At 75.2% G+C, this 14,554-nt stretch carries 8 protein-coding genes; 4 read left to right on the top strand and 4 right to left on the bottom strand.

Annotated features, from left to right (window positions below; genetic code table 11):
* The 3 genes from QK440_RS08020 to QK440_RS08010 all read right to left on the bottom strand — a co-directional run.
* The coding region (locus QK440_RS08020; RefSeq protein ID WP_282792294.1) for a hypothetical protein at positions 1-250 on the bottom strand (250 nt) is incomplete at its 3' end.
* Complete coding sequence (locus QK440_RS08015) at positions 247-1,023, bottom strand: alpha/beta fold hydrolase (RefSeq protein ID WP_282792293.1); 777 nt, start codon at positions 1,021-1,023, stop codon at positions 247-249. The genes QK440_RS08015 and QK440_RS08020, both read right to left, overlap by 4 nt.
* A gap of 13 nt (positions 1,024-1,036) precedes the next feature.
* Complete coding sequence (locus QK440_RS08010; protein WP_282792292.1) at positions 1,037-7,171, bottom strand: non-ribosomal peptide synthetase; 6,135 nt, start codon at positions 7,169-7,171, stop codon at positions 1,037-1,039.
* 787 nt (positions 7,172-7,958) lie between these two features.
* Here QK440_RS08010 and QK440_RS08005 point away from each other — a divergent pair.
* The 3 genes from QK440_RS08005 (at position 7,959) to QK440_RS07995 (ending at position 10,684) form a co-directional block, all read left to right on the top strand.
* Positions 7,959-8,693 (top strand): SDR family oxidoreductase, encoded by a 735-nt coding sequence (locus QK440_RS08005; protein WP_282792291.1) that lies wholly within the window; start codon positions 7,959-7,961, stop codon positions 8,691-8,693.
* Positions 8,694-8,768: 75 nt separating this feature from the next.
* The gene (locus tag QK440_RS08000; RefSeq protein WP_282792290.1) at positions 8,769-9,581 is read left to right on the top strand and encodes a phytanoyl-CoA dioxygenase family protein; all 813 of its coding nucleotides are present in this window, start codon (positions 8,769-8,771) and stop codon (positions 9,579-9,581) included.
* Positions 9,578-10,684: a zinc-binding dehydrogenase gene (locus tag QK440_RS07995; protein ID WP_282792289.1), complete on the top strand. Its 1,107-nt coding sequence runs from the start codon at positions 9,578-9,580 to the stop codon at positions 10,682-10,684. The genes QK440_RS08000 and QK440_RS07995 overlap by 4 nt, the downstream gene beginning before the upstream one ends.
* A gap of 144 nt (positions 10,685-10,828) precedes the next feature.
* On the opposite strand, the gene QK440_RS07990 is transcribed toward QK440_RS07995, so the two are convergent.
* Positions 10,829-11,026 carry a ferredoxin gene (locus QK440_RS07990; protein ID WP_282792288.1) on the bottom strand — a complete coding sequence of 66 codons (198 nt, stop codon included), beginning with the start codon at positions 11,024-11,026 and terminating at the stop codon, positions 10,829-10,831.
* Positions 11,027-11,341: 315 nt separating this feature from the next.
* Between QK440_RS07990 and QK440_RS07985 the strand changes: the two genes are divergently transcribed.
* Entirely contained in the window at positions 11,342-14,479 is a 3,138-nt protein-coding gene (locus QK440_RS07985) for an amino acid adenylation domain-containing protein (protein ID WP_282792287.1), read from the top strand.
* Positions 14,480-14,554 lie beyond the last annotated feature (75 nt).

Here is a 14,554-nt window from a genome sequence, read left to right as displayed (position 1 = left end):
AAATTCCCCGCCCCCCCCCTACACCCCCTCGCCTCTCACCCCTTTTCCCCACCACCCCGCTCTTCCGATCCCCGCGGGCCGGGCCGGGGGGGGGCGGGGGCGGCGCGGCCGCGGGGCGGGGGCGCGCCGCCGCCCGCACGCCCTTGCGGGCCACGGCGACGGCGTCGGCGACGCCGGGCACCGCCCGGGCGGCCGCGGTGATCTCGCCGCTGAGCGCGTCGAGTACGCCGAGGGTGTCCGCGCTCGTCATGCGGTCCTCCCCGCCACCGCGCCCAGCATCTTCTCGGTCAGGGCGGAGACCACCGTGCCGGGCGAATCGAGGAAGTAGAAGTGTCCGCCGGGGTGGAACAGGACGGTGCACTCGGCGGTCGTCTGCGCGCGCCACCCCTCCAGCGACTCCTTCGGCGCCTGCGGGTCGTCCTCACCGGCGAGGACGGTGATGGGGCAGTCGAGCGGCGCGTCGGGGGCCGTGCGGTGGCGCTCCCAGAGCTCGAAGTCCGCGCGGAGCACGGGCACCAGGGAGTCCATGACGAACTCGTCGTTGGCTATCTCCTCGTCGATCCCGCCGAGGGTCAGCATCGCGTCGCGGAACTCGTCGTCGGGCAGCGCGTGCAGCTGCCGGATGCCGGTCGCGCCGGGCGCCGCCTGCGCGGAGAGGAAGAGGTGGTCGGGGCCGGGCTGCCCCTTGGCGCGCAGGGCCTTGGCGAGCTCGAAGGCGAGCGCCGCGCCGCAGGAGTGGCCGAAGAAGGAGAACGATCCGCCGAGCACGGGCCGCAGCGCGTGCGTCAACACGCTGACCAGCGGGCCGACCGCGGTGAAGGGCTCCTCGGCGATGCGGTCCTGGCGGCCGGGGAGCTGGACGGCGACCAGCTCGACCTCCGGCGGAAGCAGGGCCGCCCAGTCGGCGTAGGCGGTGGCGCCGGCCCCCGCGTGCGGGAAGCAGATCAGCCGGTGCCGGCTCCGGGGCTGCCGGGCGCGCCAGATGTAGGGGGTCTCGCCGGCAAGTTCAGGTGCTGTGGACATGCTGGGCTTCTCCCTAGCTCATCTTGCGCAGTCGGGGGCCGCTCGCCGTGACGATGTCGTCCCAGTGAGCCGCCAGTTCGGCGATGGTCTTGTACTGGAATACCGAGCGAATGGTGAGCTCCACTCCCAGCTCATTGCGGATCCGGCCGATCAGCCGGGTCGCGAGCAGTGAATTCCCGCCCATGGCGAAGAAGTTGTCGTCGACGCCGACCTGTTCCCGCTTGAGTACCTCACCGAAGACCCGGGTCAGGTACTCCTCGCGCTCGCTGCCCGCCGTCCTGGCCTGGCGGGGCGCGTCGGCGGCTTCGGGCAGCCGCTTGTGGTCGAGCCGTCCGGAGGCGGTCCTGGGCAGCTCGTCCAGGACCACGACCGCGCGCGGCACGAGCCGGTGCGGCAGGTGCCGCGCGGTGAGGTCCCGCAGCTCCTCGGGGGCGGCCCGGCCGCCGTCCGCGGCCGCGACGTAGGCGACGGGGCCCGCGCCGACGGTGACCACGGCGGCGTCGGCCACCTGGGCGTGACGGGACAGGACGGCCTCCACGGCCCGGGGGGCCGTGGTTCCCGCGGTGGTGCTGCCGAGCGGCTCGGGCCGGCCGTCGGCGGTGACGCGGGCACGCAGGCCGGTGCGGAACAGGCGGGCACCGGGCGTGCCGTAGGGGTCGGCGACGAAGTGCGCGGCGGTCAGGGCGCCCTGCCCGAGGTGACCGCGCCCGTACGCGCCGGCGACGTACAGCTCGCCGGTGGCGCCGGGAGCGGTCGGGGCGAGGGACGGGCTGAGGACGCGGACGCGGGCGGCGTCGGCGTCGAGGGCGCTGACCTCCGGTGCGCCGTCGCGGATCTCGACGGTGCGGCCGGCGCACAGGGCCGCCAGGAGGTCGGTGGCGGGCGTCGCGGGACCCGCCTCCACCGGCGCCGCCCCGGCCTCGGCGGCGAAGGCGCGTACGCCCTCGGCCAGGCCGGCGTGGGTGACGGCCACCGCGCGGGGCCGGGCCGTCGCGTCGGGGGCGTAGCGGAGGTGCGCGAGGTGACCGGGGAGCGTCCGCTCCGGCGGCGCGGCGGGAAGGGCGCCCAGCGCGTCGTGGGGGACCGGGACGCGGGGCAGGGAGCCCCAGTTCCGGTCGGCGGTCTCCTTGTCGACGACGACGGCGCCCGCCGCGGCGTCGCCCAGGACGGCCGCGGTCCACTCCGGGGAGTCCTCGGCGTCCAGGGGCAGGGCGCACGCGCCCGCCTTCAGGACGGCGAGCAGCGCGGCCACCCGGTCGACCGGGTCGGCGCAGCACACGGCCACCACGGAGTCCGGCCCCGCGGCGTACCGGCGGAGGTCGTCGGCGAGCAGGGCGGCCCGCGCGTCAAGGTCGCGCCGGCTGGTCGTCGCCCCGCCGACGAGGAGGGCCACGGAGTCCGGGTCCTCGGCCGCGAGGCGCGCGAACGCCCGCGGCACCAGCTCCCCGTCCCCGGCCGCCCGCGCCGCGGGCCGGGGCGTGGCCGCGGGGGAGGCCGCGGGGGAGGCGGACGCCGGGGCGCCCACCGCCCCGACCCGGCTGCCGGGGTCGGCGAGGAACGCCCGCACCACGCGCAGCAGCCGCTCGGCGACGCCGGACGCCGCCGCGGCGTCGAAGGCGCTGTGCTGGTACTGGAGCCGCAGGCGCAGCAGCGGGTCCAGCTCGGCCATCACGATGAGCGGGTAGTTCGCCCCGGCGATGTTGCGGAAGGTGGGCGCGGGCAGCCCGGCCGCGTCGCTCGCCTCGGCGATGGCAGCGTTGTCGAAGGGGTGCGACTGGACCAGGACGAGGGTGTCGAAGAGCGTGTCCAGGCCCGTGGCCTCGTGCAGGTCGGCGAGCGCGCAGTCGTCGTGGTCGAGCAGCGCGGCCTGCGCGGCCTGGAGCCCGGTCGCCACCTCGGCGAGGGTCCTGTCCCGCGAGCAGCGCGCCCGGACCGGCACGGTGTTGATGAACAGGCCGACCGTGTCGGCCACTCCGGCCAGCGCGGGCGGGCGGCCGGAGACCGTGGCGCCGAACAGCACGTCGGTGCGGCCGGTGAGCTCCCCGAGGACCACGGCCCAGGCGGCCTGGACGACGTTGCTGGGCGTGCTGCCGGTCTCCGCGGCCCGCCGGACCAGAGCGCGGGCCTCGTCGGCACCCAGCGCGAGCTCCAGCGTGCCGAAGCCGGCCCCGCCGCTCGCCGCCTCCCGCTCCGGGACCAGCAGCGTGGGCTCGTCGACCCCGCGCAGGGCCTCGGTGTGGGCGCGTACCGACAGCTCCCGCTGCTCCTGTCCGCGGCGGTGGAGGTGGCCGAGGAACTCCCGGAACGAGGGCGCCTTGGGCAGGGCGGACGTACCGGCGTACAGCCACAGCAGCTCGCGCAGCAGGATCGGCTCGGACCAGCCGTCGAAGAGCACGTGGTGGGCGGTGAGCACCACCTCGGTGCGCTCGGCGCCGACGCGCGCCAGGGTCATCCGCAGCAGCGGGGGCGCGGCGACGTCGAAGGGCTCGGTGCGCTCCCGGGCGAGGAACGCCTCGAACTCGTCCTCGGCGAGGTCGACTTCGCGCCACGGCAGGGTCACGCCCGAGACGACGAGCTGCACCACGTCCCCGGACGCGTCGGGCACGTACGCCGTCCGCAGGCCGGTGTGCCGCTCCAGCAGGGCCTGTCCGGCCGCCCGCATCCGCGCGGCGTCCACCGGGCCGGTGAACCCGAAGACCAGCTGGACCTGGTACATGTCCTTGCCGGCGCCGGCCAGTTCGGAGTGGTGCAGCAGACCCGCCTGCAAGGGCGTGAGCGGCCACACGTCGGTCAGGCCCGGGTACTGCTTCTCCCAGGTCTCCAGCTCGCCCTGGGAGACGTCGACCAGCGGCACGTCCGACGGCGTCAGACCGCCCGCGCCGGGGGTGGCCGCGTGCCGCACCAGGGCCTCCAGGGCGTCCTGCCACAGCTCGGCCAGCTCGCCGACCTCCGCCGCGGTCAGGACCCCCGCGGGGGCGCCGAAGACCGCTCCCAGGCGCGGTCCCGCCGCGGTGTCGGTGACCATCGCGTTGATGTCCACCTCGCACAGCGCGGGCATGGCCGGGTCGTGCCCGGCGTCCAGCTCGGCCAGCTCGGTGAGGTCCGCGGCGTCCGAGGTCTGGGTGAAGCCCAGGCCGTGCAGGTCGTCGGGCATGTCGCCGGTGGAGAAGCGGCCCAGGTAGTTGAAGCCGACCTGGCCCAGCGAGCGCCCGCGGAGTACCTCGGCGGTCTCCGGGTTGAGGTAGCGCAGGAGGCCGAACCCCAGGCCCTTGTCGGGCACGGCGAGCAACTGCTCCTTGACCGCCTTGACGACGGCCCCGGCGGCCGGGCCGGAGGTGAAGGCGTCCTCCACGTCGATCCCCGACAGGTTCAGGCGGACCGGGAAGACGCTGGTGAACCAGCCCACGGTGCGGGAGAGGTCCGCGCCGGGCACCGACTCCTCCTCGCGCCCGTGCCCTTCCAGGCGCAGCAGCGTCGAGGGCTCCTCGACGCCCCGGGCGCGGCGCCAGCGGACCACCGCCATCGCCAGGGCGGCGAGCAGCACGTCGTTGACGCCGCCGCGGAAGGCCGCGGGCACCGAGGTGAGGACCGCGTCGGTGGCCGCGGGCGGCAGCACGACGCGCACCTTCTCCACGGTGGACTGCACGTCCACCGCGGGGTCGAGGCGCCGGGCCCCGAGGACCGGGTCGGGCCCGTCGAGGATCGACGTCCAGCGGTCGAGCTCGGCCACCCGCTCGGGCCGTGCCGCCTCCTCCACCAGCGCGTGGGCCCACCGCCGTACGGAGGTCGCGGGCGCCGGCAGCTCCGGCGTGGCGCCCTCGCGGACCTGCTTCCAGGCCGCCGCGAGGTCGGGCATCAGGATCCGCCACGACACGCCGTCGACGACCATGTGGTGCAGGCCGACCAGGAGCCGCCCCGGGCCGGACGGCGGCTGGAACCACACGAACTGGGCGAGGGTCCCGGCCGCCGGGTCGAGGCGGCCCGCCAGCTCCCGCAGTTCGCCCACGAGCAGGCTCCGCCAGGCCTCGCCCGACCACGTCCCGTCGCAGGCCACCGTGCGGATCAGCGGATCGACGTCCACCGAGCCGGGCGGGGCGACGAGCAGGCCGTCGGGCAGCAGCCGCGCGCGCAGCAGGTCGTGCCGGTCGAGGACCGCGGTGAGGGTCGCGGCCAGGCCGTCGCGGTCGATGCCGTGCGGCAGCTCCAGGACCACGGCCTGGAGCAGGGAGTCGAAGCCGGGGCCGTTCTCCAGGATCCAGTGCGCCACCGGCATGAGCGGCAGGTGGCCCACGCCGCCGCCGTCGAGTTCGGCCAGGACGGGGCCGCGGTCCCCGGCGTCGGCGACCGCGACCGCGGCCAGCTCGGCCACGGTCCGGTGCTCGAAGACCTGCCGCGAGGTGACGAGCACGCCCTGCGCCCTGGCCCGCGAGACCACCTGGATGGACTGGATGCTGTCGCCGCCCAGGGCGAAGAAGTCGTCGTCGGCGCCCACCCGGGCCTGGCCGAGGACCTCGGCGAAGACACCGGCGAGGACCTCCTCGGTCCCGGCGCGCGGCGCCCGGTAGGCACTGCCGGTGAAGTACGGCTCCGGCAGCGCGGCCCGGTCCAGCTTCTCGTTCGGGGTCAGCGGCAGCCGGTCGAGCACCATGAGCGCGACCGGCACCATGAACTCCGGCAGCCGCCGCGCCACGAACTCCCGCAGCTCGCGGGCGATCTCCGCCTCGTCGGGCGCGGGCGCGCCGTCCTGGGCGAGCACCACGTAGCCGAAGAGCTGCTTGGCCGTGTCCCCGCCGCGGCCCTGCCGGGCGATCACGGCGGCGTGCGCGACCGCGGGGTGGGCCAGCAGGGCCGCCTCGATCTCACCCAGCTCGATGCGGTAGCCGCGCACCTTCACCTGGTCGTCGGCGCGCCCCTGGTACACGAGGTCGCCGTCGTCGGTGCGGATCACCAGGTCCCCGGTGCGGTACATCCGTTCACCGGCGGGGCCGAAGGGGCAGGCCACGAACCGCTCGGCGGACCGCGCCGGCCGGCGCAGATAGCCGCGCGCCACGCCGGCGCCCGCGACGTACAGCTCCCCGATGACGCCCGGCGCCACGGGCCGCAGCCGTTCGTCGAGGACGTAGCCGTCGAGGGTGTCGAAGAGCTGCCCGATGGGCACCTCCTCGTCCGGCTTCCGCGCCGGGTCGACCTGGTGGCTGGAGGTGAAGACCGTGGTCTCGGTCGGCCCGTAGCCGTTCACGAAGACGGTGTCGGGGCAGGCCGCCACGGCCCGGGCGATCGACTGCGGCGACACCCGGTCGCCGCCCACCCACACCTCGCGCAGGCCGGTCAGGCAGCGCGCGTCCTCCTCCACCAGGAGGTTGAAGAGCGCGCTGGTGAGCCAGACGGTCGTGACGCCGTGCCGGGCCACCTGCGCGGCCAGCACGGCGGGCGTCAGGTCCGGGGACGGCTCGACGACGACGGCGCCGCCGTTGAGCAGCGGCACCCAGATCTCCAGGACCGAGGCGTCGAAGGCCATCGGCGAGTGCAGCAGCATCCGCATGCCGTGGTGCCAGCGCCGGTCCTGGACCAGCGCGGCCACGTCGCGGTGGGTGACCCCGATGCCCTTGGGCGTACCGGTCGACCCGGAGGTGTAGATGACGTACGCGAGCCCCCACGGGTGGGCGGCCGCGCGGGTGCCGTCGCCGGAGCCGCCGTCGGCCAGCTCGGCCACGCCGGCGGTGGGGCAGTGGCCGGTCAGGTGCCCGGGGGCGTCCGCCGCGCACACCAGCAGGGCGGGCCGGGCGTCGCCCAGCATCAGCGCGACGCGTTCGGCGGGGTAGTCGGGGTCGAGCGGAAGGTAGGCGGCGCCGGTCTTCAGTACGCCGAGGAGGGCCACGACCGCCTCCACGGACCGCGGCAGCGCGACCGCGACGAGCGACTCCGCTCCCACGCCGCGCCGCCTCAGCCCGGCGGCCACCGCGTCGGACTCCGCGGCGAGTTGGCCGAACGTCAGTGACTCGTGTCCGCAGACGACGGCGACCGCGTCCGGAGTCAGCCTGGCCTGCTGGGCGAACAGCTCAGGCACCGTCGTGTCGAGGATCAGTCCGGCCGCACCGTCCCTACTCGTCAGCGGACGGTTTTGCTCCAGCGGAGCATGCACATCCATCACCCCACACAGATAAATGGATCGAAGAAGTGGTTCGGATCAGGCGGCCGCCCGCGGTGTCCGTAGGCCGGGGCGGGGAAGGGCTTCCTGGCGTCCGCCGCCGGTCGAACACGTCGTCTTCAGGCCTCCCGGCCTGGGATCACACCCTCACGCCTGCGGCCTGCCGGGGTCAAGCGAGGGCGGACCGGAGGCAGGACGCCCCGCGGCGCCCCGCTGTCCCGTCCACGGGACACCGCGCGGAAGCGGAATCGGCGGGCATGTCCGCCGCCTTTCGGGCGCGTTGCCGGGGGTGGTCGCGCGGGTGAGCGGGAACGGCGCGACCGCCGCGGGGCGCGGAGCCCGCGGGACCCGGCCGCGCGGCGTCCGAAACCCACCGGGTGCGCCCGCCGGTGCCGCGGTCGGCCTCGGCAGGGGCGCTTCTTGGCCACATCGCCGTACGGCACCGGGTGTCCCGTGGACAGGACACCCGGTGCCGTCGCCCGCGGTCCCCGCCGGGCGCTCTTCCTTCGCTTGACCCCGGCAGCCCGCAGGCGTGAGGGTGTGATCCCGGGCCGAGAGGCTTGGACGACGCGTCTGGAACTCACCGGCGGCGGCTGCCAGGACGCCACCGGTGAACCCCTCCCCCCGGCCCGACGGACACCGCGGGTGGCCGCTCGTTCCGATGCATTCCTCGATCCATTCCTCTGTGCGGGGTGTTGGACGTGCGTGATCTGCCGGAACCGCCCACTTCCCGGGCGCTCCCGCGGACGGCCGGACGCCCCGCGGTACGCACCTCTGTGGAGTTCTCATGGCGACGGCAGTGATCAGCGGCGGTACGCGGGGCATCGGACGTGCGCTGAGTCTGCGGCTGTGCGCCCTGGGCCACCGGGTGCTCGCCCTCTACCGGAGTGACGAGACCGCGGCCAAGGAGACGGCCGAGGCCGGGAACGGCTCGATCGTGCCCGTACGCGTCGACCTCGGACGACCCGCCGAGGTCCGTCAGGCCTGTACCCGGATCCTCGCCGAGCACGGCGCGCCCCGGATCCTGGTGAACAACGCCGGGGTCAACCGCGACCGGCCCTTCCTCTCCCTCACGGAGGAGGACTGGGACCAGGTCGTCGCGACCAACCTCTCCGGGCCGTTCCACCTCAGCCAGGCACTGGCGCCCGCGATGATCGAGGCCGGCGGCGGCTCCATCGTCAACGTGGGCGCCACCACGGCGATCCGGCCGCGCGCGAACGGAGCCAACTACTGCGCCAGCAAGGCGGGGCTGCTCCAGCTCACCAAGTGCATGGCCCTGGAGCTGGCCCCGCACATCCAGGTCAACGCCCTGCTCCCCGGTTTCACCGACACCCCGGAAGTCACCGAACGCTACCGGCTCGACGTGCCGGAACGGCGCGCCGCGGTCATCGACTCCATTCCCCAGCAGCGGATCGGCACCCCGCAGGACATCGCCGACGCTCTCGAATTCCTTGTGACATCGCGGTCGGCCTACATCACGGGACAGCAGCTCATCGTGGACGGCGGACATTTCATGGGGTGAACCCCCGGCGCGACCCCTGAGCCCGTGTGCGGGCCCCCTACGCGAATTCCCCTTGTATAAGGAGCGAAAAGAAAAATGCGTCTGACCCAGGAGCAGTTGGAGCAGTATCAGGAGAACGGATTCCTGCTCCTCGATTCCCTGCTGGACGGGCACGAGGTGGACCGGCTGCGTACGGCGTTCCAGCGCGACTGCGACACGCCCGGGCCGCACCGGATCGTCGAGGAGGGGGGCGAGGCGGTACGCGCGGTGTACTCCTCCCACCAGCGGCAGGCCGAGTACACCCGGCTCGTCCGCGACCCGCGCGTGCTGGCCCCGGTCCAGCAGCTCCTCACCGACGACGTGTACGTCTACCAGTTCAAGATCAACGCCAAGCCCGCCTTCGGCGGCGAGAAGTGGGCCTGGCACCAGGACTTCCTCGCCTGGCAGATCTCCGACAACCTGCCCGCCCCCGCGCAGGTCAACGTGGCCGTCTTCCTCGACGACGTCACCGAGTTCAACGGCCCCGTCATCTTCCTGCCCGGGTCGCACCGCGAAGGGCTCGCGCACGAGGGCCGCAAGTCCGAGGTGAAGTCGGAGCAGCACCTCGACCCGGACGACATCTCGCTGCCGCCGAAGCGGCTCGCCGAGCTCGTCGACCGGCACGGCATGACCAGCCCCAAGGGACCGGCCGGTTCCGTGGTGCTCTTCTCCCCGGAGATCGTGCACGGCTCGGCCCCCAACATGTCCCCGTTCGCCCGCCGACTGCTCATCGTGACGTACAACGAGGTCAGCAACCTGCCGAGCTGGCGCGGCGAGCCGCGCCCCGACTACGTGGTGTGCCGGGACTCCACCCCGCTCGCCCCGCTCGACGGCACCTTCCTCGACGACCTCGAGGAGGTGGCCGTATGACCGGGCGCACCGGCCGCGGAGTCGTCCTGGAGGAGTTCGGCGCGCCGCTCGCGCTGCGCGAGTTCGCCCTGCCGCCGGCCCCCGAGCGCGGCATGATCGTCGCCTGCGGCTACGGCGGCATCTGCGGCACCGACCTGCACCTCCAGCAGGGGCACCTGCCGATCCCCACGCCGCTCGTCCTCGGCCACGAAGGCCTCGGCACGGTACGGGAGTTGGGTGAGGGCACCACGCACGACGCCGTCGGCGCCGAACTGCGGCCCGGCGACTCCGTCATGTGGGCCTCGTCCATCGCCTGCGGCACCTGTCCGCCGTGCCGGCTGCACCGCGAGCCGACGCTGTGCGAGAACCGCCGTACGTACGGGGTCAACCGCTCCACCCTGAACGGCCCCGAGCTGTCCGGCTCCTGGGCCGACCACATCGTCCTCCAGCCGGGCACCACCGTCGTCAAGGCCGCCGAGGGCGTCGACCCGCTCGCCGCGATGTCGCTGGCCTGCGCGGGCCCCACCGTCGTGCACGCCCTGTACGAACGCCGCCCGGTGCGGCTCGGCGAGGTCGTCGTCGTCCAGGGGAGCGGCCCCGTCGGTCTCGCCGCCGCCGCGTTCGCCCAGCTCGCCGGCGCCGCCAAGGTCATCGTCATCGGCGGCCCGGCCGAGCGGCTCGACCGCGCGGCGAAGGCGGGCATCGGCGACGTGCACCTGAACATCGCGGACGCCGCCGACCAGGAGCAGGTGCTGAGCGAGGTGCGCGCCGCCACCGGCGGTCAGGGCGCCGACCTCGTCATCGAGTGCGCGGGCGTGCCGCAGGCCGTCGCCCAGGGGCTCACCCTGGCCCGCAGGGGCGGTACGTACCTCGTCATCGGCCAGTACACGGACGCGGGCGACACCCTCGTCAACCCGCACCAGATCGTGTACCGCCAGCTCGACGTGATCGGCTCGTGGGCCTTCACCGGGGCGCACCTCGTCGAGTACGTGCGGCTGCTGCCGACGCTCGCCGCCCGGTTCGACCTGGCGAGCCTCGTGACGCCGTTCCCGCTGGACCGGCACGCGGACGCGCTGGCCGCGGTCGCCGACGGCTCGGTGATGAAGGCGGTCCTCACCAGCTGACCCCCCCCCCCCCCCCCCCACGACGAGCCGTGTCCCCCGGCCGCACCTCGCGGCCGGGGGACACGGCTGGGTCGGCCCGCCCCGCGGGACCCCTGACGACGGCGCGCACCGCCGGCGCCGGGCACGGCGGTGCGGCGCGGCGGATCAGTCGTCCGCGGGCGTGATCGCCTGGCCCGGGCAGGCCCGGGCGGCCTCCAGGACGTCGCCGTGCAGCGTCGCGGGCGGCCGCTCGGCCAGGAGGACGACCCGGCCGGTCCGGTCGTCCTGGTCGAAGACCTCGGGGACGGACAGGACGCACTGGCCCGCCCCGACGCAGGACTGTTCGTCGACGGTGATGTGCACGTTTTCTCCGTTCGCTACCGGTCGATTCCGGCTGTCGTTTCTGTCGTTTCCGGCCGTCGTTTCCGGCTTCCGCGTGGGGCCGCCGGCCGCCACGACGGGTATTCCCGCCGGTCCTGTCGACCGGACAGCCGGACAGCCGGAACACACGGCCGGAATTCCTCGGGATGACGCGTCGAGAATCGCGCATCGAGTCCGCGGCGGCAATGCGCGCGCACGTCCCGGTTGACGCCGCCGGGTAACGCCCCGGAACTGTGGCACGGCGTGGGCGGGCCCGACAGACTCCAACCACGCCGGACCAACAAGGAGTAGGCACGCATGAATCCGTTGTCGTTCGCGCAGCGCCGACTGTGGCTCATCCACCGTATTCACGGCCCGTCGGCCCTGCACAACGTCCCGCTCGTACTGCGGATGACCGGGGCCCTGGACACGGCCGCGCTGGCGCGCGCCGTACGGGACGTCGTGGTCCGCCACGACGGCCTGCGCACGGTGTTCCCCGAGGACGCGACCGGCGCGCCCGGCCGACACGTCATACCCGTGACCGAACTCGACCTCGACGTCCCCCTGCTCGACGCGTCGCCCGCCGAGGTGTCCGGCGTCGTCTCCGCGCAGGTGAGCCACCCCTTCGACCCGGCCGCGGAGCTGCCGGTGCGCGCCGCCGTGGTGCGGAGCGCGCCCGAGGAGCACGTCCTCGTCCTGGTGGTGCACGGCATCGCGGCGGACGAGGCATCGCTGCGGCCGCTGGCCGACGACCTCGCGACCGCCTATGCCGCCCGCCGGGACGGGACCGCCCCGCAGTGGCCGGACGCACCGGTGCCGTACGCGGACTTCGCGCTGCTGCAGCGGAAGCTCCTCGAGGAGGAGAGCGGCCCGCGCGGTGTCCGCGAGCGCGCCACCGCTTTCTGGCGCACCGCGCTGGCGGGCGCGCCCGCCCCCCTGCCGCTGCCCGCCGCCCGGCCGCGCCCCCCGGAGGCGAGCCACCGCGCGGACCGGGTCCCACTGGTCGTGGACGCGGACCTCGCCCGGGCGGTGGCGGCGCTGGCCGCCCGTCACGGCGTGCGCACCGAGACGGTGCTGCGCGCCGCGCTGGCCGTGGTGCTGCACCAGTTGGGCAGCGGCACGGACATCACCGTCGGCTCGCCCGCCGAGCGGCGCCCCGACGCGAGCTGGGCGGGGTGCGTGGGCCCCTTCGACGACCTGTGGGTGCTCAGGGCCGACCTGGGCGGCAACCCGCCCTTCACGCGCCTGCTGGAGCAGGCGCACCGCGCGACGCTCGCCGCCGATGACCACCGGGAGCTGCCGTTCGCCTGCCTGGTGGACGCCCTGGCCCCGCAGCGCTCCCTGGCCCACCACCCGCTGTGCCAGGTCGTGTTCGAGCTGCGCGAGGACGCCGGGCCCGCCGTCACGCTGCCCGGTGTGACGGTGACCGCCGAGGCGGTGCCGCCGGACAGCACCCCCTTCGACCTGGCGCTGCGGCTGCGCGCTGCGGCCGCGGGCGCGGCGCTACACGGCTCGCTCACGTACGCCACCGACCTGTTCGACGCCGTCGGCGCGGAGTACCTGGCGGCCTGCTACCTGCGCGCTCTCCGCCACGTGACCGCCGACCCCGGGGTGCGCGTGGGCGCGGTCGACGTCCTGCCCGAGGACGAACGGCGCCGGCTCCTGGTGGACTACGTCGCCACCGCGGCCCCCACCCCGCCGGTGACGCTCCCGCAACTGGTGGCGCGCCAGGTCGCCGCGACGCCCGACGCCCCGGCGGTGGTCTGCGGCGCGACCTCACTGACGTACCGGGAACTGGACGCCCGTACCGACCGGCTCGCCCGCGCGCTGCTGGCCACCGGGGCCGGCCCGGAGTCGGTGGTGGGCCTGGCGCTGCCGCGCTCGGCCGACCTGGTGGTGGCCATGCTGGGCATCCTCAAGTCCGGCGCCGGCTACCTGCCGATCGACCCGCGTTACCCCAGCCGCCGCCTGGGGCACCTGCTGCGGGACGCCGCCCCCGGCCTGATCCTCACCGACGCCGCGACCGCGTCGGCGCTGCCGCCGCACGACGTCCCGTGCTGCCTGCTGGAGGATCTGGACCTCGACGGGCCCGGCGGCGTCACCGGTGAGGTCCCGCGGCCGCCGCGCCCGGACAACCTCGCCTACCTCATGTACACCTCCGGCTCCACGGGCACCCCCAAGGGGGTGGCCATCTCGCACGCCAACGTCGTCAACGGCATCACGCGCCTGGCCGACGTCGTCCACATGCGGCCCGGCGCGCGGATGCTGGCCAGCAGCTCCGTCAATTTCGACGTGTCGGTGTTCGAGGTGTTCACCGCGCTGAGCACCGGCGCCACCGTCGAGGTGGTCCGCGACGTGCTGGAGCTGGGCGAGCGCGGGCAGTGGTCGGGCACCGTCCTGCACACCGTCCCGTCGGTGTTCGCCGAGGTGTTGGAGCGGCTCGAGGGGCGGCTGAGCGTGGACACGGCCGTGTTCGCCGGGGAGAAGCTCTCGGCGGCGCTGACCGAGCAGGTGCGGGCGGCGATCCCGGACACGACCCTGGTCAACGCCTACGGCCAGACGGAGAGCTTCTACGCCACCACGTACACCGTGCCCGACGGCTGGCGCGGCGAGGGCGGCGTCCCCATCGGCACCCCCCTCGGCAACATGCGCACGTACGTCCTGGGGCCGGGGCTCGCACCGGTCCCGCAGGGGGTGGTGGGGGAGCTGTACGTGGCCGGCGCGGTCGGCCGCGGCTACCACGCCCGGCCGGGGCAGACCGCGGAGCGGTTCGTGGCGGACCCGTTCGGCCCGGCGGGCGAGCGGATGTACCGCACCGGCGACGTGGCCCGCTGGAACGCCGGGGGCGAGCTGGAGCTGCTCGGGCGCGACGACGGCCAGATGAAGCTGCGCGGCATCCGCATCGAGCCCGCCGAGATCGAGCTGGCCCTGGTCGCGCACCCCGACGTCGCCCAGGCCGTGGTGGCGCTGCGCCCCGCGGCGGGCACGGGCGCCGGCACCCTGGTGGCCTACGTGGTGCCGGCCGAGCCGGGCGGCGCGGCGGCGGCCGGGCTGACCTCGCGGGTGCTGCGGCGCCACGTGGCCGACCGGCTGCCCGCCTTCATGATCCCGTCCGCGTTCGTGGTCCTGGAGCGGCTGCCGCTGGCCCCGAACGGGAAGCTGGACCGGGCCGCGCTGCCCGCCCCGCGCCGGGGCGCGGACCGGGGAGGGGACGAGGGCGGGGGCCGGGCGCCGCGCACCGGGCGCGAGGGACTCCTGGCCGCGCTCTTCGCCGACCTGCTCCAGCACGAGGAAGTCGGCGTCGACGACGACTTCTTCGACCTGGGCGGGGACTCGCTCCTCGCGGTGCGGCTGAGCCGGCGCGCGCACGCGGAGCACGGCCTGCGGCTGCCCCCGCGCGCGGTGTTCCTGGCGCCGACCCCGGCGCTCCTGGCCGACTGGCTCGCCGCCGCCTGACCGGCGGGCACCACGACCGGCAGGCCCCGCCCCCCAGTTCCGGGGGGCGGGGCCTGCCGGTCGCGGGCCTGTCCG

Source organism: Streptomyces sp. CC224B, assembly GCF_030010595.1.
In the GTDB taxonomy this organism is placed as follows: Bacteria; Actinomycetota; Actinomycetes; order Streptomycetales; family Streptomycetaceae; genus Streptomyces; species Streptomyces longispororuber.
Note: the sequence above shows the minus strand (reverse complement) of the source record. Positions and strands in the feature narration are given on the sequence as shown.